This window comes from Bacillus sp. FSL R5-0447 (assembly GCF_038606125.1).
GTDB lineage: Bacteria > Bacillota > Bacilli > Bacillales > Bacillaceae > Bacillus > Bacillus velezensis.
In genome coordinates this window covers 1,472,764-1,497,464 of the sequence record NZ_CP152012.1, presented here as the reverse complement: position 1 = coordinate 1,497,464, position 24,701 = coordinate 1,472,764, and the positions used below count along the sequence as shown (strand labels likewise).

At 44.7% G+C, this 24,701-nt stretch carries 23 protein-coding genes; 7 read left to right on the top strand and 16 right to left on the bottom strand.

Annotated elements, in window-relative coordinates; genetic code table 11:
* Positions 1-47: 47 nt before the first annotated feature.
* From abbA to fadH, 6 genes are all read right to left on the bottom strand, one after another.
* On the bottom strand, positions 48-239 hold the full coding sequence (gene abbA / locus NYE68_RS07860; protein WP_003154609.1) for an antirepressor AbbA: 192 nt from the start codon (positions 237-239) through the stop codon (positions 48-50).
* Positions 240-379: 140 nt separating this feature from the next.
* Entirely contained in the window at positions 380-898 is a 519-nt protein-coding gene (locus NYE68_RS07855; protein WP_007409617.1) for a ribonuclease H-like YkuK family protein, read from the bottom strand.
* A gap of 122 nt (positions 899-1,020) precedes the next feature.
* On the bottom strand, positions 1,021-1,260 hold the full coding sequence (locus NYE68_RS07850) for a DUF1797 family protein (protein ID WP_003154613.1): 240 nt from the start codon (positions 1,258-1,260) through the stop codon (positions 1,021-1,023).
* A gap of 442 nt (positions 1,261-1,702) precedes the next feature.
* Positions 1,703-2,923 carry an EAL-associated domain-containing protein gene (locus NYE68_RS07845; protein ID WP_007409615.1) on the bottom strand — a complete coding sequence of 407 codons (1,221 nt, stop codon included), beginning with the start codon at positions 2,921-2,923 and terminating at the stop codon, positions 1,703-1,705.
* A gap of 141 nt (positions 2,924-3,064) precedes the next feature.
* A complete protein-coding gene (locus NYE68_RS07840; RefSeq protein WP_040238195.1) occupies positions 3,065-3,613 on the bottom strand; it encodes a hypothetical protein in 549 nt (182 codons plus the stop codon).
* Between the two features lie 113 nt (positions 3,614-3,726).
* On the bottom strand, positions 3,727-4,491 hold the full coding sequence (fadH, locus tag NYE68_RS07835) for a 2,4-dienoyl-CoA reductase (protein WP_003154618.1): 765 nt from the start codon (positions 4,489-4,491) through the stop codon (positions 3,727-3,729).
* Positions 4,492-4,635: 144 nt separating this feature from the next.
* On the opposite strand from fadH, the gene NYE68_RS07830 reads away from it, so the two are divergent.
* From NYE68_RS07830 to NYE68_RS07815, 4 genes are all read left to right on the top strand, one after another.
* Positions 4,636-5,499, top strand: coding sequence for a metallophosphoesterase (locus NYE68_RS07830; RefSeq protein WP_324635914.1), 864 nt, complete (start codon positions 4,636-4,638; stop codon positions 5,497-5,499).
* A 74-nt stretch (positions 5,500-5,573) separates the two neighbouring features.
* The gene (locus NYE68_RS07825) at positions 5,574-6,068 is read left to right on the top strand and encodes a L,D-transpeptidase family protein (RefSeq protein WP_095284082.1); all 495 of its coding nucleotides are present in this window, start codon (positions 5,574-5,576) and stop codon (positions 6,066-6,068) included.
* 75 nt (positions 6,069-6,143) lie between these two features.
* Entirely contained in the window at positions 6,144-7,436 is a 1,293-nt protein-coding gene (locus tag NYE68_RS07820) for an MFS transporter (RefSeq protein WP_015239757.1), read from the top strand.
* A gap of 122 nt (positions 7,437-7,558) precedes the next feature.
* Entirely contained in the window at positions 7,559-8,023 is a 465-nt protein-coding gene (locus NYE68_RS07815) for a YkyB family protein (protein WP_003154622.1), read from the top strand.
* A 43-nt stretch (positions 8,024-8,066) separates the two neighbouring features.
* On the opposite strand, the gene cheV is transcribed toward NYE68_RS07815, so the two are convergent.
* Positions 8,067-8,978 (bottom strand): chemotaxis protein CheV, encoded by a 912-nt coding sequence (gene cheV / locus NYE68_RS07810; protein ID WP_039251615.1) that lies wholly within the window; start codon positions 8,976-8,978, stop codon positions 8,067-8,069.
* A 188-nt stretch (positions 8,979-9,166) separates the two neighbouring features.
* Here cheV and NYE68_RS07805 point away from each other — a divergent pair, with 188 nt between their 5' ends.
* On the top strand, positions 9,167-9,328 hold the full coding sequence (locus NYE68_RS07805) for a hypothetical protein (RefSeq protein WP_324635915.1): 162 nt from the start codon (positions 9,167-9,169) through the stop codon (positions 9,326-9,328).
* Between the two features lie 200 nt (positions 9,329-9,528).
* The gene (locus tag NYE68_RS07800; protein ID WP_015417364.1) at positions 9,529-10,698 is read left to right on the top strand and encodes an aminotransferase A; all 1,170 of its coding nucleotides are present in this window, start codon (positions 9,529-9,531) and stop codon (positions 10,696-10,698) included.
* A 24-nt stretch (positions 10,699-10,722) separates the two neighbouring features.
* Here the strand turns inward: NYE68_RS07800 and NYE68_RS07795 are convergent, their stop codons facing one another.
* The gene (locus tag NYE68_RS07795) at positions 10,723-12,543 is read right to left on the bottom strand and encodes a PAS domain-containing protein (RefSeq protein ID WP_094032395.1); all 1,821 of its coding nucleotides are present in this window, start codon (positions 12,541-12,543) and stop codon (positions 10,723-10,725) included.
* A gap of 177 nt (positions 12,544-12,720) precedes the next feature.
* A complete protein-coding gene (locus NYE68_RS07790) occupies positions 12,721-14,853 on the bottom strand; it encodes a penicillin-binding protein 2 (RefSeq protein WP_324675025.1) in 2,133 nt (710 codons plus the stop codon).
* Between the two features lie 340 nt (positions 14,854-15,193).
* Here NYE68_RS07790 and NYE68_RS07785 point away from each other — a divergent pair, with 340 nt between their 5' ends.
* Positions 15,194-15,979: a CAP domain-containing protein gene (locus NYE68_RS07785; protein ID WP_039251620.1), complete on the top strand. Its 786-nt coding sequence runs from the start codon at positions 15,194-15,196 to the stop codon at positions 15,977-15,979.
* A gap of 35 nt (positions 15,980-16,014) precedes the next feature.
* Here NYE68_RS07785 and NYE68_RS07780 read toward each other — a convergent pair whose 3' ends face one another.
* The 7 genes from NYE68_RS07780 to ptsG all read right to left on the bottom strand — a co-directional run bounded on the left by NYE68_RS07780 (position 16,015) and on the right by ptsG (position 24,670).
* Positions 16,015-16,881 carry an NAD(P)-dependent oxidoreductase gene (locus NYE68_RS07780; RefSeq protein WP_025284653.1) on the bottom strand — a complete coding sequence of 289 codons (867 nt, stop codon included), beginning with the start codon at positions 16,879-16,881 and terminating at the stop codon, positions 16,015-16,017.
* Positions 16,882-16,961: 80 nt separating this feature from the next.
* Positions 16,962-18,929, bottom strand: a complete 1,968-nt coding sequence (locus NYE68_RS07775; protein ID WP_060675363.1) for a methyl-accepting chemotaxis protein — start codon at positions 18,927-18,929, stop codon at positions 16,962-16,964.
* A 126-nt stretch (positions 18,930-19,055) separates the two neighbouring features.
* Positions 19,056-20,084 (bottom strand): spore photoproduct lyase, encoded by a 1,029-nt coding sequence (gene splB / locus NYE68_RS07770; RefSeq protein ID WP_003154644.1) that lies wholly within the window; start codon positions 20,082-20,084, stop codon positions 19,056-19,058.
* A gap of 84 nt (positions 20,085-20,168) precedes the next feature.
* Positions 20,169-20,408, bottom strand: a complete 240-nt coding sequence (locus tag NYE68_RS07765; RefSeq protein ID WP_003154646.1) for a transcriptional regulator SplA domain-containing protein — start codon at positions 20,406-20,408, stop codon at positions 20,169-20,171.
* 87 nt (positions 20,409-20,495) lie between these two features.
* Positions 20,496-22,211 (bottom strand): phosphoenolpyruvate--protein phosphotransferase, encoded by a 1,716-nt coding sequence (gene ptsP, locus NYE68_RS07760; protein WP_015417356.1) that lies wholly within the window; start codon positions 22,209-22,211, stop codon positions 20,496-20,498.
* Entirely contained in the window at positions 22,211-22,477 is a 267-nt protein-coding gene (locus NYE68_RS07755; RefSeq protein ID WP_003154654.1) for a phosphocarrier protein HPr, read from the bottom strand. Before NYE68_RS07755 ends, ptsP begins: the two co-directional genes overlap by 1 nt.
* A 96-nt stretch (positions 22,478-22,573) precedes the next feature.
* Positions 22,574-24,670 carry a glucose-specific PTS transporter subunit IIBC gene (ptsG, locus tag NYE68_RS07750; RefSeq protein ID WP_007409599.1) on the bottom strand — a complete coding sequence of 699 codons (2,097 nt, stop codon included), beginning with the start codon at positions 24,668-24,670 and terminating at the stop codon, positions 22,574-22,576.
* Positions 24,671-24,701 lie beyond the last annotated feature (31 nt).

Sequence of the window (24,701 nt, the reverse complement as noted above, 5' to 3'; positions counted from 1 at the left end):
TAAAAAAGATACTCTTTGCAATCGAGTATCAATTTATAGGCCGCTGATTAATTTTCGTTCCGAAAACGGTCATAGAGCGTTACGAGTTTTTTATAAGTGGTTCCATCAACGCTTTTTGACCCTGCTTCTATATCATTGATTTCGCTGGTCAAAAGCTCAATGGCATATTCTTGATTGATCAGGATATTCAGCAGAAGTTTCTGTTCTTCTTCCGTAAATCGTTCACTGATAAGACTCATACGTAATCAGGCCCCCTATTTTTAACTGAATACCTCTGAAAGCAATGTGAAATTTGCTTTCAGCTCTACCGCTAGAATAAGTAAACAGAAAAAAATCGTCAACCGCATAATTCGACATTTTGCGGATTCTGTATGAAATATTATTTTGTGTAACGATTGGCATAACTGAATGCTGTGCAGGAATCGGGCTTGATTTTCGCTTCAATGCCCATCGAGGTAATGCGGCCGGTCATTTCTTGTATCAATTCTTTTGTCAGTCCTTTTTGACCGATATCCAGATGCACTTCAAATGAAAGATCCGCCCCTTCATCCGTAAAAGGCAAGAGCAAATCTGTCAGTTCCATAAGACGGCCGTCGAGGATATGCGCAGCCATCTCCTGGCTGAACGCGGTTTCCAGCGAAATTTTTTCGCGAAGGCTATGTATCGGTCTTGCAAGATCATGATTTTTCAAACAGCCCCAAGCTCCCTTGCCTGTACGGTGCAAGTGTATAGCTGTAATAAACTTTGTGAAGTCGCGGTAAACTTGTGAATCAGTCCCTACAGACAGCACGTATGCTGAACGGGGGTCTTTATTGACAAAGCGTTTCAGCCGCTCCGTCACGTCTTGAAAGGTCATCTGTGCCTCAGAAAGATTATAAAACAGAAAAGAATCAGCCATGTACGGACACTCCTCTTTCCAGAGTCTACAACCAAACGAACAAGCACGTTCCTTTGCATAATTTTATAAAGCTCCGCTTGCGGAAGACCGGAAGCTTGGTCAGCCTGAAAAATCAAATCAAATTACTGAAGGAGCTCAAAAATTTCAATAGAAATCATGTCAATGTTATCAAACGGATATGTGTTAGGTTTTTCACCTTTTTGGAAAACCGTCAGTTCAAACGTTTGATTTTTTTCGAAATATTTAACACTGCAAATTTTTTCGCCGTTAACTTCAAAATAACGCTGCATCGGCTCGTTAGCCGCTTCCGCTGTTTCTTGCAGACTTTGCAGCCGCGTGATGATACCCATTAATTGTGACATTCTAAAAAAAGACTCCTTTCAAAAAACAACTTCAAATCAACAAGTATTTATTATAATACAAGTTCTACAGAGCATCATACCATAAAGTAGACCGGGATGGCATTTTCCCGCTGGATTTTCAAAAAGAAATAAACGGGAAAACCGTGTTTTCGAATAGTTTGAAGCTTTTTTCGGAATGTCATACACCTTTCAAAAATAATTTTTCGCTTTTTGAGCCGCCATTATCAGATGTATGTAAGGAGAAGCCTTTTTATGCGAGACGGCATAAAAAAACTTGGCGGGGGTAGCGCCAAGTTTTTTTCGGATCTTGATCTGATAGAGGGGTTGGGGAACAGAGAGTAACTTCTCTCTATAACTAAATGATAATGATTATCAGTATCATTGTCAATCGTTTTTTAAAACTTTTTTCGAATGAACAAAAAAAGCGGCATACACAGCCGCTTTAAAGTAACCCGTCCTGTTCATATAAATAAGAGTAAGGCAGATCGATAAATAAATACATATTGTCATCCATCGGGTATGAAAAGGTTCTGATCATCTCACCTGTTTCAATATCACTGTACAGGTCACTGAAAAAACCTTTTCTTGAATTCCGCATCTTCATGATGTTTTCTAAAAAGTACGGACGCCAGCTCCAGTTTTTCTCCATGTATTCAGGCTGATAAAGCCATTCGCCGGACTGCTTGAACACATTTCCCGTCAGCTGATAGCCTTCTTCATCACACATATAAATTCTGAAGCAGCAGTCGGTCAGGTTTTCCGCCAGTTTTTTAATAAACTCATCGTCGGCCTGATGGGTTTTCTTCAGCTCGGAAACTGCCTGATTGACCCGCTTATAAAAATTCTCAGAGTGTTCATATACCGTTTCCAGCTTCTTTTTTTCTCTCGTGATAAATTGCTGAAACTCCGTTTTCAAGCGTGCTTTTAACAGGCTCCGGTCTATAAAATCGCCGCTCGGCGCCTGCAGATAATAGCCTTGAAAAAATCGGCCTCCGTTTCTCCATGCGTACTGGAGCTGGAAATCAGCTTCTATATCTTCATACAGCAGCGCGGCTCCGATTTTTCTCGCCAGCAATGAAATGCTGTACAGCACATGCTCATATGATGGTGACGGCTGAGATACCTTCAGCGCCTGCAAATCGATTTTCAGAAGGTCCGGTGAAAGGAGCGCGATTCTGTCCAGGTTGCTGCTCTCCTTACCTATATTGTCCACCGCGATTTTAATGCCGTATGTACGATAGTAGGCAAGCATATGGTACAGCTGTTCAATGTCGCCTTCGAAATTGTGCTCGGTGATCTCAAGCACAATACGGTTCAATTCAATGCCCTGCTCTTCGTATTCTTTTAAAAGCTCAAGAAAGCTTTCGCCGTGGTCAAGCATCAATACATTCGCATCCTGATTGATAAAAATCAACAGATCACGGTCAGCTTCTTTAAACCGCTCCAGCGCCTGCCTGATGACTCTGTCATCGACCTCAAGCTTATATTCTTCCGGAATGCCGGAATCTAAGAAAAACGGCCCGAGGCTCTCAATCTCCGCATCTGCCAAAATCCGCCCAAGCACTTCGTAGCCTACGACTCTTTGTTCCTCAGCGTTAAAAATCGCTTGGTAATACGGAATGACATCATCAATATTCGTCAGTATATCAAGTGGGTCCAACATGTTATCACCTGCTTCTCTATCTTTGTCTGATTATACACAATTATATCAGCACCACAAATGTTTAGATTAGGGGAAAAGGAGGCAGTATGGCCGCAGCTTAGTATAAAAGGGGGACATTTTTAAGATCACTCTTCAGACCGGTTAATTAAGGACGTTATTCATTTGTTTCACAATCACAAATAAAAGGATAAATATAAGAGCATTATAACCGGCAGCTGTCCAAAAATAATGGCTCCAATCAGTTCTGTTATATATCCAATCATCCACATGTTCCAACTGAAAGAAAGTTCCTTTTTTATCTAAAGTGCCAAATGTAAGAGTTGTTAACCCGCCAACACTCTCGGAAACGTCAACTCCATACATTGAACCCGCATGATCAGTATGATGTATTGGCATATACGTATAATCAGATAAAATTGTTTCCGCCAGCTTGGCTGGCAGAGACACATATAATACAGCCGATGTATCGCCTCCGAGCCCACTCAAATACTCCCTGGCTTTAATAAATTTCGTTTCATCAGGAAAATCGATGTGATATAGCTTTTCAAATCTGATTATTTCATCAGATGTAAGATTGGTATTTTGATAATACTCCGGAGTAAAAGCACAAATAATAAAGTACCAAATATTAAAGATGATAACGAAACTGCTTACAAATAGTACAACGAACCATTTTAATAATTTCTTCAATTAATCGCCCCTTAATCTTTCAAAATTATATCATAATTTTGAATAGAAAATAAAACAAGCGAACGGCGGCTTTAACGTTCGCTTGTTTTGCAAAATAATCAATATATGAAAAATTAAAACGGATAAGGATTCAGCCATTGCCCCCCGTCCATTGTGATACAATCCCCGTTTATGTAGGACGCTTCATCAGATAGCAAAAACGCTGCCAACGCGGCGATTTCTTCCGGTGTGCCCAGCCGGCCGAGCGGCACACTGTTCATAGTGCGGGACACCGCTTTTTCCGATTCAAACAGCTTCTCCGCACCCCCTGTCCGTTCAATCGGGCCTGGGGCTATCGCGTTTGTGCGGATGCCGTATTTGCTCCCCCATTCAACGGCCAGCGTTCTTGTCAGTGACAATACCCCCGCTTTGGCTGCAGCGGAATGAACGACACCCGCTCCCGCTCCCCATGCGTATGTAGCGGCCATATTTAAGATGACGCCCTTCTGCTCCTGCTCGATCCAATGCCTTGCCGCTGCTTGGCTGCAGAAAAATGTGCCGTTTAAAACAATCTCAATAACAGCTTTCCATCCATTGGGCGTCAGCTTCTCTGCCGGGCAAATAAAGTTGCCGGCCGCATTGTTAATCAGCGCATCGAGCCGGCCAAAGACTTTTTTCGCTTCTGTAATCATGTCTGAAGCGGCGGAATCAGAACGGACATCCATTTGAAAACAGGCGACCTGCCCCTCAAAGGTCTCAATTTCTTTTTTTGTTTCCTCAAGTGCTTCATGGTTCCTCCCTGTCACCATGACATGCCATCCTAATTCAGCCTGTTTTTTCGCCATTGCTTTTCCCATGCCGCTTGAACCGCCTGTAATGATTACCGCTTTCTTATCCATAACAAACCCACCCCTTTAAATTGAATGAATAATCATTCATAATTTTATCATAGATGTCTTTCCGCGTCATTACATGCTGAGAAGGGATTTTTCAGCCAAGCTGATGATATAATAGAACAACTCTGACAAAGGTTGGTTTTACATATGGAGAAAATGACCAGAAGAACATTTTTAAAAAGAGGATTCGGCATTTTGGGTGCAGCTCTCGCAATGGCTTGCGGAGGTTACGGCTATGCCCGGTATATTGAACCGCGCATGATTGAGATCACCCGGCATACAATCACCAGCCGCCTGATCCCCCGCGGTTTTGACAATTTTAAAATCGTTCAATTCAGCGATACGCATCTCAGTGATGTGTTTACATCCGGTGACTTGAATAAAGCAGCGGAAAAGATCAATCAGCTGAAACCCGATCTGCTCATCTTTACGGGAGATTTAATTGATAAGCCGCATTTATTTAATGATCACCAGCATGCACTCGCCGTGCTGCAAAATCTTGAAGCTCCCTTCGGCAAACTTTGTGTTTACGGAAACCATGACCACGGAGGCTACGGTACGAACACGTACAAGGCTCTGATGGAAGCGGCTGATTTTCAAGTGCTTCGAAACGGCTACCGTCAGGTGCAGCTGACAGACGGAAGTCGGATTGAATTCGCGTTTTTGGATGATGTAATGCTCGGAAAACCCGATTATGAAGGCACCCTGTCACGCCTTTCCGAAGATGCGTTTTCCATTTTAATCGTCCACGAGCCTGATGCCGCTCTCAAGATAGGCGGATATCCCGTAAACCTCCAGCTGTCGGGACACACTCACGGCGGCCAGGTCCAGCTCCCGTTTTTCGGCCCTCTCATTACGCCTCCTTACGGAAAAACGTATACCGACGGCATGTATACGCTGCATGACACAGCCGTTTACGTCAATCGCGGGCTCGGTACGACAAGACTGCCGTATCGATTTTTAGCCAGACCGGAAATCACGCTGTTCACATTAAAAACCGTACAAAAATAAGACTTTTATCCTGATGCACAGACACCCCCTCCGTAATATGTATATGGAAAAGAGCAAAAAGGAGGGTGATGAAACTGCTGACATATCAAGTGAAACAAGGAGAAACCATCTCAAGCATTGCGCAAGACTTCAGAATAAGCACTGCTGCTCTCCTTCAGGCAAATCCCTCAATCCAATCGGTCATATACGCGGGACAGCATATTATCATACCGAATCTTCCCGACCCATCCACCATTCCCTACTCCATCATCGTGTATATCGGAGCGAAGAAACTGGAGTTATACCGCCTTGGCAGGCTCATCCGTACGTACCCCATCGCAGTCGGAAAAATATTGACGACCACGCCGACCGGAGAATTTTACATCGTGAACCGCCAGCCTAAGCCCGGCGGCCCGTTCGGCGCTTATTGGCTCAGCCTCTCTAAAATTCATTACGGCATTCACGGAACAAATAATCCTTCCTCCATCGGCAAAGCGGTATCAAAAGGATGCATCCGGATGTACAATCAGGACGTCACTGAACTTGCCGCTGCCGTTCCTAATGGAACAAGGGTGACTATTATAAGATAGAAAGATCTTATTTGTTAATGGAACGAGCTGATGATAATATATTACAGTGGGACCTTTAGGGTAAGGAGCGTGTTTATGGATATATTTAAAAATCGCAATTTTGTCCGTCTCTTTTTCGCAGCACTCGCTTCTCAAATGGGAACGACTGTAGGTAATATGGCTTTCGCTTTTTACTTGCTGGACCATTTTTCAAACCAGCCGGCATACACGACTTTGGCTGAGCTGATGTATTCACTGCCGACAGTTTTCGTATTTCTGATTGTCGGTGTCGCAGCTGACCGGCTTGACAGAAAAAAAGTCGCAGAGAATTGTGACTGGATCAGAGCCGGACTGACGATCGTATTGTTTGCCGCATTATACACCGGGAGCATCCCTCTCGTGTTCTGTATTTTGTTCATCAGAAGCGCCGTGACCAAGTTCTTTTTCCCGGCGGAAGCCAGCCTTGTACAAGCTATTCTGCCTAAGGAGCATTACGCGAAAGCGGCGGGACTTAACCAGATCCTGTTCAGCATCTTCATGGTATTCGGCGTCGGTATAGGCGCGTTTATGTATAAAACGATCGGTATTCACGGAGCCATTATCCTTGATTTTGTCAGCTTTATTGTATCAGGCTTTCTGATCCGCGCGTGCCGCATTCCGAAAGAAGCCCGTCAGCCGAACGGCCCTTTTAAATGGGGAGATTCGTTTCTGAAAGACTCGGTCGCTGATTTTAAGGAAGGGATCGTATATATTGTTAAAAACAAATTGCTTGCTTCCCTTATTTTCGGCTTTTTTATCTTTGGTTTTGTCAACGGCGGCTTTGCCGTACTGCCGATGTTTACGATGAAATACGGACTTGCGCCTGATCATTACGAATCACATACTTCCATCTTCACCGTCGCACTCGGCTTCGGCCTGCTTGCAGGAAGTGTGATCGGAACGATGATCGCAAAAAAAGTCAAACCGCATCATTTGATGTCGATTCCTATTTTGGCAGCCGGACTGCTCATTTTTGTCCTCGGCTATACGGATAAGCTGTGGATTTATTATGCGGCGGCTTTCGTCCTCGGCATGTGCATCGGCCCTGTCAATATCGCCATCGGCGGCTGGATGCCGAAAATCGTTCATCCGAAAATAATGGGCCGGGTCAGCGGCTGGCAGGATCCTTTTATGATGTTTGCCCAATCGATTACACTCGGACTGGTCGCCCTGTTGTTTCCGAAATTCGTTACCAATATTGATTACCTTTATTACGGCATGGGAATCGTGATTTTAGCGGTATTTGTGTTCTATTTTATCGCTCTTCCGAAATACAGCGCCGAGGCAGCAGAGATCGATGTGCAGCAATCATTAAAGGCTGATTCTGAAAAACATGCGAAACCTGTCTAATAAAGGAAAAAGATGCGCCCTTTTCATCAGAAAAAGGCGTATTTTTATAATCAATATTTGCATTTCAACGCTAAAAAAGTATAATCTATATATGAACTTGATCAATGCAAAGGAGAGAAATAATGGACGACCACGCTTATTCGAAAGAGCTGCAGCCAACCATCGAGAATCTTTCAAAAGCTGTTTATACTGTGAACCGCCATGCAAAAACCGCCCCCAACCCTAAATACCTTTATCTGCTGAAAAAACGGGCATTACAAAAGCTTGTGAAAGAAGGCAAAGGGAAAAAAATAGGGCTTCACTTTTCAAATAATCCCAGGTTTAGCCAACAGCAGTCAGACGTACTTATCTCTATCGGAGACTACTATTTTCACATGCCTCCAACAAAAGAAGACTTCCAGCATCTTCCGCATTTAGGTACGTTAAATCAATCGTACCGCAATCCTAAAGCACAAATGTCTTTGACAAAAGCGAAAAACGTATTGCAAAAATATGTGGGCTTAAAGGAAAAACCGCTTGCCGCCAACAGGCAGCAGCCCGCTTATCATAAACCCGTATTTAAAAAACTTGGTGAGAGTTATTTTTAATTCCGCCGCAAAAAAAGCCGATGCGTCATGCATCGGCTTTTTTCTATTCAATCACGTACGTATCCACTTTTTTAATGAGCTCGCTGATTTCAGGCTTGCTGATCTGTTCATCCGCTCCGACGACTTCGCCCCGGTGGCGCAGGTCGTCCGTAATCAGGGACGAGAAAATCATAATCGGCACATCAGAGCTTTGCGGGTTATCCTTAAGGAGCTTCGTCAAACGATGCCCGTCCATTTTCGGCATCTCAATGTCACTGATGATCATGTCAATATGGTCTGACAGGTTTGCTCCGTTATCCGTCAGTTCCACGACGTAATCATACGCTTCTTTTCCGTTTTCAAACGTAACGATTTCACTGTACCCCGCCTCAGTCAGCTCATCCGTCAAAAGACGCATCAGAAGCGGAGAATCTTCAACGATGATCAGTTTTTTACCCGCCCGTCTTTCATCAAATCCTTCCTGATGGACATGATAAGTCTCAACTCCGGATGCCGATTCAATATCGTAAATGATCTTTTCATAATCAGGCAGAAAGATCATCGTCTCTTCCAGTTTGATGATTCCCGTTAAATGCCGCTCCATGCCCTGGTTCAAGGAAGTCGGCTTTTCAATCGCCTCCCAGGACACCCTGTGGATTTGTGAAACGGAACCGACGTGAAAGACGATTTTCCGCTTGTTGAATTCCGTTACGATATATTTATCGTCTTTTGCTCCTTCGGCATCAACGCCGAAAAAGGTATACAGACTGATGACGGGAAGAATTTCGCCTCTCAGCTTAATCATCCCTTCTACGTCTTTATGAGACTGAGGCACAGATGTGACATCTACCGGCTGAATGATTTCCCGGACTTTCATCACATTTATGCCAAATGTATTGACGCCTACTTCAAATTTGACGATTTCTAATTCGTTTGTGCCTGAATCCAATAAAATATCGTATTGTTGTAAAGACAATTCAATCCCTCGCTATCCGCATTCAGTATTGTACTGTATATATCGGCTGGAAACGGAAAAAGTGAATGTATTCGGTCCAACTGGCCATGAACTCTTTATAAAAAAATGCTTTTTTCTGATATCCCATTGACTTTTTGACATCGAGTGGTAAAATAGTCAAGGATTTTTCAGGAAGAAGGGTGTAATAAATGGGTACAGTAGTCATATTCGACCAAGATCAAATGACGGTGTTAGAAGATATCAGCAAAACGGCTTACCTGCAAATGAAAAAAGAGACGAAAGAGCGTCCCGACAAGCCCGCTCCATACATCTTATGGCGGGAAGACGTCAGCTTTGAATACGGGTATTAATGACATTCGCCACATATCACAATAGATAGATCATGATACAATGAAGACAATCATTTCAGCTGGTTGTCTTATTTTTTTCTGAAAGAAGGTATGTTTTCACATATCGGACATATACTCGGGATAGTTCAATAAAAAGATGACAAATGCTCAGCTAGTGGTAAAATAGGAGAAACTCAATATATAGTATAAGGTGATGAATTATGGAACATTTGCTTAATCCGAATGTAAAAGAAATTGAAATTTCAGGAATTCGCAAATTCTCAAATCTTGTAGCTCAGCACGACAATGTCATTTCGCTTACGATCGGTCAGCCGGATTTCTTCACGCCGCACCATGTCAAAGCGGCTGCCAAAAAGGCAATCGACGATAACGCAACGGCATATACTCCGAATGCGGGCGGCCTTGAGCTGAGACAGGCCGTACAGCTTTATATGAAGAAAAAAGCTGATTTGAATTATGAAGCTGAAACTGAAATCATCGTCACAACCGGGGCAAGCCAAGCGATTGACGCGTCTTTGCGGACGATTTTATCTCCGGGCGATGAAGTTATTCTCCCCGGACCGATATATCCGGGCTACGAACCGATCATCCGCATGTCGGGCGCCGTTCCGGTCCATGTGGATACGACGACACACGGATTTAAGCTGACGGCGCGGCTCATTGAAGAATCGCTGACACCAAAAACAAAATGCGTCATTCTTCCTTATCCGTCAAATCCGACCGGAGTGACATTGTCTGAGGAAGAGCTGCAAAACATCGCAGCCGTCCTGAAGGGCAGAAATGTTTTTGTCCTGTCTGATGAGATTTACAGCGAATTAACCTATGACAGACCGCATTATTCGATCGCGTCTTATTTGAGAGACCAGACGATCGTCATCAACGGCCTGTCAAAATCACACAGCATGACGGGCTGGAGAATCGGTTTCATTTTCGCACCGAAAGAAATTGCCAAGCACATCTTAAAAGTTCACCAATACAGTGTGACATGCGCGTCTTCAATCTCTCAGAAAGCGGCTCTTGAAGCGGTGACAAACGGTGTTGATGATGCGCTTATTATGAGAGAACAGTATAAAAAGCGGCTTGACTATGTATATGACCGTCTTGTTTCAATGGGGCTTGACGTCGTAAAGCCGTCAGGCGCATTTTATATCTTCCCTTCCATTAAGTCATTCGGAATGTCATCGTTTGATTTTAGTATGGCTCTTTTAGAGGATGCAGGTGTGGCTCTTGTGCCCGGCAGCTCGTTTTCAAAGTTGGGTGAAGGGTATGTGAGGCTGTCATTCGCATATTCACTGGATACATTGAGAGAAGGCTTGGACCGGCTGGAAGCATTTATTTTAAAAACGAGAGAATCCATGCAGACTATTTAAACAACGGCATAACGCCGTTGTTTTTTATTGTTTCGGGAATGTAATATGAAAGGCCGTGCCTCTATCCGGTTTGCTGTCTACTTGGATAGCTCCCTGGTGGTTTTTAATAAGGTTGAATGTGACCATCAGCCCCAGGCCGGTTCCTTTTTCTTTCGTTGTCAAAAACGGTTCGCCTATTCGTTTCAGCACGTTTTCCGGTATCCCGTCACCCTCGTCTTTCACCGTCACATTAACGGAATACTCATCTTCTGTCATGATGATGTGAACCGTTCCCCCATCCGGCATCGACTCAACGGCATTTTTAATCAGATTGATAAACACCTGTTTCAGCTGATTTTGATCACCGTTAATATACATGCTGTCATTTTCGTAATCCGTTTTGATAAAAATCCCTTTAAGATTTGCCTGCGTCTCTAAAAGAGCGGTCACTTCACTTATAATTTTCTTTAAGTTTACACGCTCTTTCACGGCGTTTTGCTGAGGTTTGGCAAGCATTAAAAGCTCACTTAAAATTAATTCAATTCTGCTCAATTCAGAAAACACAATTTCAAAGTAATGTTCGTTTTCCTCCATCGTCGGCTTCATGAGCTGTAAAAATCCTTTGATCGCCGTCAGCGGATTGCGGATTTCGTGAGCGATTCCCGCCGCCAGCTGCCCTGCAATAGACAGCTTTTCTGATTTCAGCATTAATTCCTCCGTCTGCTTCCGCTCAGAAATGTCACGCAGAATGACCTGCACGGCCGTTTCTCCGAAAAACGTCGTCGGAATGCAGACCATTTCCGTGTAGATCAGCCGGTTTTTAAAGGTAAACCACGACTGCTTAATGATTTCTGACTCGGTCTTTCGGTTGATAATATTTTGGATCCGCTGTTTCACGCCGTCATGATCGCAGGGATGAAGCTGATCATAGACGTTTTTCCCGATTAAATCTTCATAGGTTTCAGCCTCAAACAGCGAAATGCCCGACTCATTCATGAATACCCATTTATCATTGTGAATCACGGCGATCGTATCAATTGAATTCTGAATGAGGAGCTGATAACGCTCTCTGCTTTTTTGCAGAATCGTTTGGAATTTTTTCCGTGAAGAAATATCAATCAGAAGCAGCAATTCCGCCCGCTGATTTTTATATGTCGTCGGTGCCGCCTTTACTTCTAAATGAACGGGCGTGCCGTCGAGCCTTCTCCACGTCTGTTCGATCATTCCGACTTCCATTCCTTTTTGCATCCGCACAATTCGGTTTTTCACAATGTCGTGATACTCTTCTTCAATAAACTCATAAGAGCGCCTGCCGATTACCTCGTCTTTGCTTTCGGCTCCCAGCATGGCAAGCATCGCGTTGTTGGCGTAGGCGATTGTGCCGTTGATGCTGACATATAAAGGATTCGGCAGCATTTCGACAAGACGCTCGAATTCGCCGTTTCCAGCCGCATCTTCCGACTGTTGTTCTGCCTTTTGCTTCTTTTGTTCATACATATAAGGCCGGCGGGGCGTCTTCTCCTCAAGCACCTTGATTTTGAGGATGATTTCCCGATCCGTCCCCTCCATTTGCGGTGTGACAATTTCCACACCCGCTTCAAGCCATACGATGGTATGATCTTTTTTAATAAGACGAAAGGTGCAAGGCATCAAATGATGCTCATTATAGAAGTAACTTTCAACCAAAAATTGATCTTCTTCATGCAGGAACGTTTTGAGAAATGACCCGATCATCTCTTCCTGAGAATAACTGAAGTACGACTTGCAGTTTGCAGAAATATACATAATACGCCCGTTAGACGTCAAAACGGCATGAAGATCGGTTTTCGATTGAAACTGTTTGACATGCTGAGTATCCTGTTCCACAGAATCCCTCCTTTGCATTATACTCGCACTGCAGGCTGGACACGGACTGATATAAAAAGAAATTCCACTAGATTGATTCGCTAAAAAATGAGCATTCTCCTTCTATTCTTATTGTGAACGTCAATTTTCCTGAATGAAAGAAAGGGCGCACGAAATGTTCGGCCGCCCTTTCATTTGTTATTTTTTATTGTATTTCTTTTCAAGTTCTTTGTAAGCGTCAATTGCTCCCTTGGCAATGTTTTTGCTTACATGATCTTTATCATTTCGAACAGACGGAACGACGACGCTGAATGCCACTCTTGGATGTTCTGACGGATAATAGCCAACAAAGGTCAGGTTATACGTGTACTTCCCCCACCAGTTTTTGTTCGTGCCGTAATAGTGCGTCTCCGCGGTTCCCGTTTTTCCGGAAACATCAGCGCCGGAACCTTGGAATGTTGAATAAGCCGTTCCTTGAGGTGAGCTTGTGACCAATTTCATTCCTTTATGAACCTGATCAAAATCGCTCGGACTGTTATTTACTTTGTTCAAAATTTTAATATCTCGCTGTTCAATCGCTTTTCCAATCTTGTTTTTGCTGTCCGGTTCATGAATGCTTGTGACGATCCGCGGCTGGACGCGATACCCGCCGTTTGCGATGGCTGAAATATATTGAGCCATTTGAAGCGGCGTATACGTATCAAACTGTCCGATCGCAAAGTCAAGCAGCAATCCCCCGACCATTTGCGGATTTGACTGCATGCCCGCTGATTCCTGCGGAAGATCAATCCCGGTCTTCACACCCAAACCGAATTGGGCGTAGTAGTTGCGCATTTTTTTAATATCGTCTAATCCGGCAGGCAGCGTACCGTGCGGGACGTAAGTAATGCCGGCGATATGCATGGCCACATGAAACATATACACGTTTGAACTTCTTTGCAGCGCAGTCAGCTCAGTAATGGCTCCCATTTGTGTCCACGATTGTTTTTTCGTGTCGCCTTTAAATACAAGCGGTGCATCGACAAACGTTTTATAATGCGGGAGGCCGCTTTGGTAACCCGCGAGAACAGTCGCTCCTTTAACAGAAGAGCCCATCTCATATTGGGTCGTAAATGCTCCGATCGCAAAATCCTGTGTTTTATTTGTTTCGAGATCGATGCGTTTCCCCGCCATTGAGAGAATATCCCCGTTGTTCGGGTCCATCATGACGGCAAATCCTCTGTCAACCATATAGTTGCCTGCAGCGCGGCTTCTTCTCAGCTCTTTTTCAATGACTTTTTCGACTTTCGACTGTAATTCCATATCGAGCGAGAGCTGCAGATCGTAGCCTCTGCTGCCTTCATCGACGGGCTTTTGGCTGACGACTTCACCTTTGCTGTTTTCCACATACTCTACTTTTTCTTTATGTGCGTTTAAATAGTCTTCATACTGATATTCAATGTAGCTTTTTCCCACCCGGTCATTCAGTGAGTAGCCTCTTGTGACATAATAATCTTTCCGTTCGCCCAACAATCCCTGTTCCGGTGTCGTCACACCGCCGAACAGAGAGTACAGCGTTTTGTCGTATGGATATTTCCGCGTCCAGTCATTGATCACGTCAATGCCGGGGAGCTCTTTCAGGTGCTCGGATACGACGGAAACTTCTTCATATGTCAGGTCGCTTTTCGGTTTTTGCTTGTTGTTTTCATGCTCGTCAAGCAGTGAACCGCTGTTTCCGTTTCCGTTCAGCTTATTCGGGTCCATTGATTTGACGACTTGCGGCTGATAGGCGTTGCCGCTTGAAAAACGCGTATAAATCGCCGCGATTTCCAGCTCTTTTTTATTTTTTTTGATCGCGTCAATCTCCTGCTTCGGAACGCGTTCAATCTGGCGTTTGTATACTTCTTGGGATTTCAGGCTGTTTTCTGAATCCTTCATAAGCTTTTCCGCCTTCTTCGGATGTGCGGCAAGCCAGTAATCAATGATATTTCGATCCTTCATAAATTCAGTATCAATATGAATCAGTGCGGCGAGATTTTTTGCCGTTTTCAATTTGTCCTTAGCCGAGGTTTTTGAGGTAGAAACATATACAATTTCAGGCACAGCCTGGTTATCAACCGCCACTCTGTTCCGCTTGTCATACATCTTTCCCCGCGGTGTCGGATAATAGGCGGTTTTTGCATTTGCCTTCTCCGCATCCTGGCGGTGTTTATCCCCTTCGACAATCTGGACGATGCCGAGTTTAAAAATCAGTGCCGTAAAGAGAAGAAAAACAATCAAAAAATAGAGATTCATTCTCAGCGCTCTGTAACGTTTCGTTTTTTTCTTTGGTTCGCGCGCGACTTCAGCCACTTTCTGTTACACCTCTCAAATCATTGAATATATTTACATAAACAGATTTTAATTGTAACATTTTTGTAAAAGTTGTTACAGCAAAAACGGGTAAAAAAAACTGTCAAGATCAAATTATCTTAAAATATATCTAACACTTCAAATAATTTGAAGAGATGTAACGGATTTTAAAAAATAAATACAGATCGTTTTTCCTGATATAAAGCCATTTTTCTGTGCTCAATTACAATTATGACAAACGTTTGTTGTCAAAGGAAATGGCTGCCTGCATTATGACAAAAAAGCTGTGATAAGATTTTTCATGTAGAAAAAAACAACTTCTCTGGGAGGCTATAAACTTATGAAAAAAGCATTTCTCTTATCTGCCGCCGCGGCAGTCAGTTTAATTACATTCGGAGGCATTCAGCAGGCATCTGCCAAAGAGCTGTCATGCCAGCACGTCGTTACCGTAAAAAAAGGAAACACCGTACAGCATCTGACTCTTCAAGAGGCTGTTGAAAAACTACATATGAAAACGAGCGTGAAAAAGCTGAACGTTAAAAATGAGAAAGAACTGAAACAGCAGCTGCAAAAACACGCAAAGCATTCTGATATGACAGTTAAAGACGTTCAAAAAGAAACACCGGCAAAAACGGCTCCGGCAGCTGCTGAAAAACCGAAAGCCGATCAAAACCAGCAAAACCAGGCTGCTGACAATGCAAAGCAGACAGATAACACAAACAACAGCAGCGAGAAAACTCCTTCATCTGTCAGTGCGTACGAAAAGAAAGTCGTTGAATTGACAAATGCAGAGAGACAAAAGCAAGGCTTAAAACCTCTGCAGATTGATGATAAACTAAGCAAATCAGCTCACGCAAAATCACAAGATATGAAAGACAAAAACTATTTCGATCACCAAAGCCCGACTTACGGCTCACCTTTCGATATGATGAAATCTTTCGGAATCACTTATAAAACCGCCGGTGAAAATATCGCCAAAGGCCAGCCGACTCCTGAAGCCGTTGTCAAAGCTTGGATGAACAGTGAAGGCCACAGAAAGAACATCATGAATCCTGAGTTCACTCAAATCGGTGTCGGTTACGTAGAATCAGGAAACATCTGGACACAGCAATTTATCGGAAAATAAATAATAAAAAAGATTGCCCCTGCGGGCAATCTTTTTTATTTCACCCAAAGCTTATAAATGCTTTGAGTTCCGCTGTTTTCTTCACCTTGCGCGGAAAGCTTGTCGTATAATGATTTGGCGAGCGCCAATCCGGGCATCTCTTCTCCCATGAGCTCCGCTTCTTCAAGGGCGATTCCCATGTCTTTAATAAAGTGTTTCACGTAGAATCCGGGCGCAAAATCACCTTTCAGCATACGGGGAGCAAGATTTGACAATGACCAGCTGCCAGCCGCTCCGGTTGTAATGCTTTTCAGCACTTGTTCCGGGTTCAGACCGGATTTTTCAGCGTAAGCCATCGCTTCAGCCACTCCGACCATTCCCGCTGCAATCGCGATCTGATTGCACATTTTCGTATGCTGGCCGCTGCCGGCCGGACCTTGATACTGAATGTTTTCCCCCATAACGGAGAAAAGCGGCAGGCATGCTTCAAACGCTTCTTTTTCTCCTCCGGCCATAATGGCAAGCGTTCCGTTCCGCGCGCCGATGTCTCCGCCGGAAACGGGTGCATCCAGAGCGTGAATGGATTTTTCTTTGGCCTGCTCCGCAATCTTTTTCGCCAGAGACGGTTTTGATGTCGTCATATCAATGACAAACGCCCCTTCTTTTGCGTGCCGGAGAATGCCGTTTTCGCCGAGATAGATGTCCTCGACATCACTCGGATAGCCGACCATAGTAATAATAATGTCAGCTTTCTCTGAAAGGTCTTTGACCGTCTCCTGCCAGACCGCTCCCTTATTCAGAATCTCTTCCGCTTTTTGTTTCGTCCGCGTGTAGACTAAAACAGGATAGCCCGCTTCTAAAATGTGCGATGCCATACTGTTTCCCATGACGCCCAAACCGATAAATCCGACCGTTTTGTTCACTGCGCTTCCCTCCCCTGATGCGATACATATATCACTCTTTCATGTCTATATTACCATATTATAGGCTGATAGAGTCCGCGTTACAAGGTGAATTTAGAAATGGCGCTGATCAGATCTTCGCTCGCGCTCTTTAACATATCAGTCGATTGCTTTACTTTTTCAAGCGTAACGAGCTGTTCATCAGTAGAAGCATTCACTTCTTCCGCCGCTGCCGCAGATTCTTGAGAAATGGCGGAGATGCTTTGAATCGCTTCTTGAATCGCGGCTTGTTCTTCACTCATTTTTTGAATGTCATTGTAAATATGATCTATACCTTGAACGAGAGACTGCATTTCCGTCGTAATCAGATTGAGGACCTCACCCGTTTCATGAATGGCGCTGTTTTGTTCATCATTCATTCTGCTTGCCTCAATCATCGCGTGTGACGCTTCTTTTGTCTCTGATTGAATCAGACGGACCGTCTCACTGATATGGCCGGAAGAAAGAGCTGATTGTTCAGCAAGCTTGCGGACTTCTTCCGCGACGACGGCAAAGCCCCGGCCGCTTTCTCCCGCTCTTGCGGCTTCAATGCTCGCATTCAGCGCCAAGAGGTTCGTCTGGTCTGAAATGGCGGATATTGCCGTCACGACTTCTTCTATGTTTTTCGTTTGTTCTTCCAGGTCATTCAGCATTGCCTCTACTTTTTTCGTTTCTGAATTGGCTTCGTTTGACTTCATCAGCAGCTGCCCGAGCGCGTCCAATCCTTTGTAGCTGGCATCCTCTGAAGATTTTGAGAGTTGTTTTATGCTGCCTGCGCGATCTGCGATTCCTTTTATTTTGACCGAGAGATTTTCTGATTTTTCATTGATCGTCTCAACCTCTGACGCTTGCTCTGTCGCTCCGGCGGCGACTTCCTCTATCGCTTTTGCGATTTGTCCGCTCGTTTCATTTGTTTCTTGTGAAATGACGGTTAGCTGGTCAGATGTATCAGACACATTTTCTGAGGAGGCCTTAACCTGTTCGACCATCTCTTTCATATTTTCAACCATTTGGTTAAAGTCTTTTGTTAACTCGCCTACTTCATCTTTTGATTTCGTCTGAGCGCGGACGGTTAAATCTCCCGCTGAGACTGAATTTGTTTTGGCAATCAGCTGCTGAATCGGCCCGGTTATCGTTTTTGCGAGGAAATAACTGAGACCGATCGTAATCACAAGGGCGATCAGTGACATAAAAATGCTCACCGTGTTCATTTTATCGGCTACTCCCATCAGCTGATCTTTTTCAAACTGCGTTCCGACTTTCCACCCCGTTTCTTTTACCGTTTGGTAGACGACCATGTTCCCCTGCAGCTCTTTGATGCCTTCTTTATCCGCAGTGAGGTCTTTTAACGTCTGATCTTCCGAAATATTTTTTCCCTGTTTTTCCGGATGCGCCAGAAGAGAGCCGTTTTCATCCGCCAAAAACGCAAATCCTTTATACGGTACCTTTTGCTCGTTGACCATGCTCTGAATGGAGGACAGCTTCAGATCTAAGCTCGCCACTCCGACGACGGTTCCGCTGTTTTGAATGGCTTTTGACGCCGTCACGATCATGTCTCCCGTTACTGCATCTTTGTAAGGGTCAGTCCAGACAACCTTATCGGGTTTTTCGGCCGCCATCTTATACCACGTTCTATTTGTCGGATCATAGTCTTTGGCAAAGTCGGCCTTTGGATATGTAAACATTTGTTTGTTTGCGGTTCCGACATACGCAAGCGCGACATATTTGTCATTCTGTCCGATCTGTTTTAACTCATCATTAAAAAGCCGCGCGGTTTCTTTGTTCCCATCTGATAAAAAAGACCGGGACAATTCACCGCCTGCTAATCTCATTAATACGGTCTCATCATTTTTCAGCTGAAGCTCAATGTTCTGACCGAGTGAATTGGTGACATTCTCTGTCGTACGTTTTGCTTCCTCCGTCATCATCGGCTTTAATGTCAAATATGAAGAAACCGTTAAAAAAACAACCGTTACGATAAGCATTGCCGATACAAACACAGCAATTTTGATGTGCATTTTTTTAAACATAACCATCCCCTCCTGAGAGTTATATCGGTCTTTCGGCCAAGAAAATGAATAAACCTTGAAATAAATATCAAAAATTTCCGCCATTTGGCGCAGCAAAAAAAGAGCCGTCGTACCGACAGCTCCGCCTTACGTAAAATATTCGATTTTCGCTTTCGGGAAATAGGTTTCGATATAAGATTCCAGTGTTTCCCTTAAAGCATGCTCTTCGTCTTTTTGGTATATATACTTGCCGATTCCGTAGCGTCCCCATTTGTATCTGCGCTTTTCTTCATCAAGCTCAAGCTTTGTTTTCGGATAGTTCTTCTCAATCACCCGCTTGGCCGGTTTTGTAAAACGGTGCTGGATCAGTTCAAATGTGATGTCATGCCGAACGTCTTCATCAAGCGCCGCATCAAGTTTCTCAAACAGTTCCTTATAGCCTTCCTCCCAGCCATCGTGAATATAAATCGGCGCCACGATGAAACCGAGCGGATAGCCCGCTTTAGCGACTTTGACGGCGGCTTCTATCCGTTTGTCGAGCGGAGAAGTTCCCGGTTCAAAGTTTTTAATGACATAATCCGCATTGATGCTGAATCTGAACCTAGTCTTTCCGTTATGTTTTGCATCAAGCAAATGATCGACGTGGTGAAATTTAGTCACGAATCTGAGCTGTCCCAATTCGCTTTGTCCGAAATGTTCAATGGCTCTTTTTAATGTATGTGTCAGATGATCGATTCCTACGATATCAGACGTACAAGAGGCTTCAAATCTTGTAAATTCCGGCGCCCGTTCTTTCATATACTCATCAGCCTGATCCAGAATCTCTTCCACATTGACATATGTCCGAATGTAGGGCTTTGACCCCATCGTCGTCTGCAGGTAGCAATAGTGGCAATGCCCCATACAGCCCGTCGCAAATGGAATGGCATATTCGGCGGACGGCTTTGAAGAATCGAATTTCAGTGTTTTCCGGACGCCGATTACCAATGTTGATTTCGCGTTCCGGTATTGCTGCAAATGATTTTTTCCCGGAATATTCCGGACTTGATTATGCGATGTCGTTTCTCTGATCTCAAGCCCCATGTTTTCAAACTTATTCTTCAGCTCTTGTCCTAACGGGTATTCGAGCGCTCTCGGTTCAATATAAACAAGCTGGGGCACAAACGGCTTCAGCATAGACAGACACTCCCTTTACATATTCTCATGTTGTTACTTTCCGTTTAAAAGAGAGTGAATATGCGTTGTAAACATTTCCTTTGATCAATGATACCGGTCTTCTTCAAAAAGCTCGCTGTAAAGCGCTTCCGCTTCCTCATATGTCGAAAAGACCGCGTCATCTTCGGCCAGCGGATGATAGGTTTCGTATAAAAACAGAGACAATTCTCCCTCATGATACGGGTGATGGACGATCTCCGCCTCTTTAATATGGGCAACATTGGCCGCATGCGGATTGCGGTAAATCACATAGACCGTATCCCCCGCTGCAAATGATTTTGTCATGATAATCCCTCCTGTTGAAAGTTATTGTTCCCCCCTTTTTTCCGAATATGAAAAAAACCAGACGGCTTACACCATCTGGCTGTTGTATTACTTATTGAATGTTTCTTTAACGAATGCGACAACCTCTTCTGTCGTGCTCATAGACAAGATTGTTTCTTTGAATGATTCAGCTTCTTTTTTAGAAAGCTTGCTGATCTGCGTTCTTGCCGGAAGGATGGATGTAGCGCTCATCGAGAACTCATCTAAGCCTAAGCCGAGAAGAATCGGAATCGCAATTTCGTCTCCCGCCATTTCTCCGCACATGCCGACCCATTTGCCCTCTTTGTGAGCGGCTTCAATAACAAGGGTGATCAGACGGAGAATCGCCGGATTGTATGGCTGATACAGATAAGCTACGCGCTCGTTCATGCGGTCAGCAGCCATCGTGTATTGGATCAAGTCATTTGTTCCGATACTGAAGAAGTCAACTTCTGCGGCAAACTGATCTGCGATCACGGCTGTAGACGGAATCTCTACCATCATACCGACTTCAATATCGTCAGAAACCGCTACGCCGGCTTCGACGAGTTTTTCTTTTTCTTCGAGAAGAATCGCTTTCGCCTGTTTAAACTCGTTTACTGTCGCAATCATCGGGAACATGATTTTTAAGTTTCCGTATGTACTTGCACGAAGCAGCGCACGAAGCTGAGTTCTGAAGATTTCTTGCTCTTCAAGGCAAAGGCGGATGGCTCTGTAGCCTAAGAACGGGTTCATTTCTTTAGGTAGCTGCAGGTAAGGAAGCTCTTTGTCGCCGCCGATATCCAATGTCCGCACGACAACTGATTTTCCTTCCATACGCTCAAGAACCGTTTTATAAGCGTCAAACTGCTCGTCTTCCGTCGGAAGCTGGTCGCGTCCCATGTAAAGGAATTCCGTACGGTAAAGCCCTACAGCTTCTCCTCCGTTTTCAAGAACGCCTTTTACATCGTCAGGTGTGCCGATATTTGCGGCAAGCTCTACATGATGGCCGTCTTTAGAAACAGTCGGTTCATTGACGAGCTTCGCCCACTCAGCTTTTTGCGCCAGGTAAGCACTGTGCTTTTCTTCATATTTCTTTAACGTTTCACTGGAAGGATCGATGATCACATCACCATCGATGCCGTCTACGATTACCGTAACACCGTTTTCAATTGTCCCTGTAGCCGCTTTTGTGCCGACAACAGCCGGAATTTCAAGCGAACGGGCCATGATCGCGGAGTGTGAAGTGCGTCCGCCGATATCAGTTGTAAAACCTTTTACAAACTGGCGGTTTAATTGCGCCGTATCAGACGGTGTCAAATCTTCAGCCACGATAACAACCTCTTCTGAGATCATGCTCGGGTTCGGAATTTCCACGCCCAGCAGGTGCCCCGTCACACGTTTTGTTACGTCACGGATATCCGCCGCACGCTCTTTCATGTATTCGTTATCCATTGATTCAAACATAGTAACGAACATGGAAGCTGTTTCTTTCAAAGCGAATTCAGCATTGACTGAATCTGTGCTGATTTTCTCCTTTACCGGGTTCAACAGCTCAGGATCACTCAGAACTAAAAGGTGCGCGGAGAAAATGTCAGCTTTGTCTTGTCCCAGTTCTTTTAAAGCATGCTCTTTAATTTTTTCAAGCTCTTCTTTAGAACGTACAATCGCTTCATCAAAACGGCTTACTTCAGCCGCAGCATCAGCAATGTTTTTCTTTTCAACCGTTAAGTCCGGCTCTTCAAGCCGGTATGCTTTCGCAATCGCAATTCCGGCTGAAGCGCCTATTCCTTTTAATTCTTGCATTACTCGCCGAGTCCTTCGCTTTTCATTGTTTCTTCTAAAGCGTTAAGAGCATCGTTTTCGTCAGCGCCTGAAGCGGAAATTGTGATTTCAGCGCCTTTAGCAATACCTAGAGACATAACGCCCATGATTGACTTAAGGTTTACTGTTTTGCCGTTATATTCTAAGTTTACGTCAGCATCGTATTTGCTTGCAGTCTGTACAAGAACTGTCGCAGGACGAGCGTGGATTCCGGAATCTGCTGTTACTTTAAATGTTTTTTGTGCCATGATTATCATTCTCCTTTAAATTAAAGCTATTTTACTACACAATATTATATCATACAGCCGTACTTGTCATCTGACAAGCACGGCGTATTTATATGCTTATTTTCCGATTTTCACAATATCTTTTTGTTCCCGTTTTACGGTACCTTCGGCCGAAAGGGAAATCGCTTCACCCTCGGCAAGATTTGTAAAGACAATCGGTGTCATTAATGAAGGAACATGAGGTTTAACCGCTTCAAGATCAACTTCAAGCAGCTTTTGCCCCGGTTCAACCCGGTCACCCTCAGAAACAAAAGAAGTGAATCCTTCGCCTTTCAGACTGACTGTGTCGATTCCGAAATGAATCAGGATCTCTCTTCCGCCGTCAGACTGAAGGCCGATCGCATGTTTTGTCGGGAAAACATTCAGCACTTTTCCGCGGACAGGCGATACGACGATTCCTTCTTCAGGAAGAATCGCAAAACCGTCACCCATCATTTTTCCTGAGAACACCTGGTCAGGCACATCGGTAATCGGATGGATTTCGCCGGTGATCGGAGAAGCGAACACTTCTTCACCCTGCTCGTTTCGGAGCGGATCTGCGATAACCTCTTCAACCTGCTGGCTGACTTCTTCTTGCGCGGATACTTTCGGTTCAGGGCGCGGCGTGCGTCCGGCGATAATATCCTGCATCTGTGTTTTTAAACCGTCAGAACGCGGGCCGAAAATGGCCTGAATGTTGTTTCCGACTTCAAGAACGCCTGAGGCGCCAAGCTGTTTCAGACGGGCCTTATCCACTTTCTTCTGGTCGTTGACCGTAACGCGAAGTCTCGTGATACAAGCGTCAAGGTGCTTAATGTTTTCCTGATCACCCATTGCCTGCAGGATTTCATAAGGAAGGTCGCCGGCTTCGCCTGAGGCGCCCGCACCTTCATCCGCAGCCTCTTCTTCACGGCCCGGCGTTTTCAGATTGAACTTTCTGATCGCAAACCGGAAACCGAAGTAGTAAATGACGGCTAATCCTAAGCCGACCGGAATGACAAGCCACCAAGCCGTCCGGTTAGGCAGAATTCCGAACAGGAAGTAGTCAATCAGACCGCCTGAGAAGGTCATACCGATTTTTACATGCAGCAGCTGCATAACCATAAAGGAAAGCCCCGCGAATACGCAGTGAATCGCAAACAGGATAGGAGCCACAAACAAGAATGAGAATTCAAGCGGCTCGGTAATTCCCGTTAAGAAACTTGTCAGAGCGGCAGAACCCATGATTCCGGCTACAAGTTTTTTCTTTTCAGGCTTCGCTTCATGATAGATTGCAAGCGCTGCCGCCGGAAGACCGAACATCATAAACGGATATTTCCCCGTCATAAATGTTCCCGCCGTCAGCTGTACGCCGTCTTTGATCTGAGCCATGAAAATCCGCTGATCTCCGCGGATGATGTCTCCGGCCGCATCTTTATAGCTGAAAAATTCATACCAGAACGGCGAGTAGAAAATGTGATGAAGACCGAACGGAATCAATGACCGCTCAATCATCCCGAAAATAAAGGCCGCCAAGGTTGGATTCGCTTCCACAAGACCCGTGGAGAAAGAATTCAGACCGTGCTGGATCGGAGGCCAGATCACTAACATAATAAGACCGAGAATTAATGCGGAAATTGATGTGATAATCGGGACGAACCGCTTACCCGCAAAGAATCCGAGGTACTGCGGAAGTTCAATTTTATAAAACTTGTTAAACAATAACGCGGCCAGAACCCCGACGATAATACCGCCGAACACGCCCGTCGCCAAAGTGGGTATCCCCAGCATGTTAATATAGGCCGGATGGTTTTCCGCAAAAAACTTTGCCCGTTCAATTTTGTCAGACGGAATACTGCCGTTTGCCATAAGCACGGCGCTCATGGATACGTTCATGACCAAGTATCCGATAATAGCCGCGATTCCGGCAACACCGTCTCCGTTGGCAAGACCGATCGCAACCCCTACTGCAAAAAGAAGCGGCAGGTTGTCAAATACGATTTGGCCGGCGCTTTCCATGACATTCGCCACAAGCTGAACGTTATCATTGCTTAAGAAATGCATGACTTGAATCATATCTTTGTTCTGCATGGCATTCCCTAACGCAAGCAAGATCCCCGCAGCCGGTAAAATCGCAACCGGAAGCATAAGAGCACGGCCGATTTTCTGGAGAACGCCGAATAATGCTTTAAACATAAAAGATGTACCTCCTCTGTTAGCTAGTGTG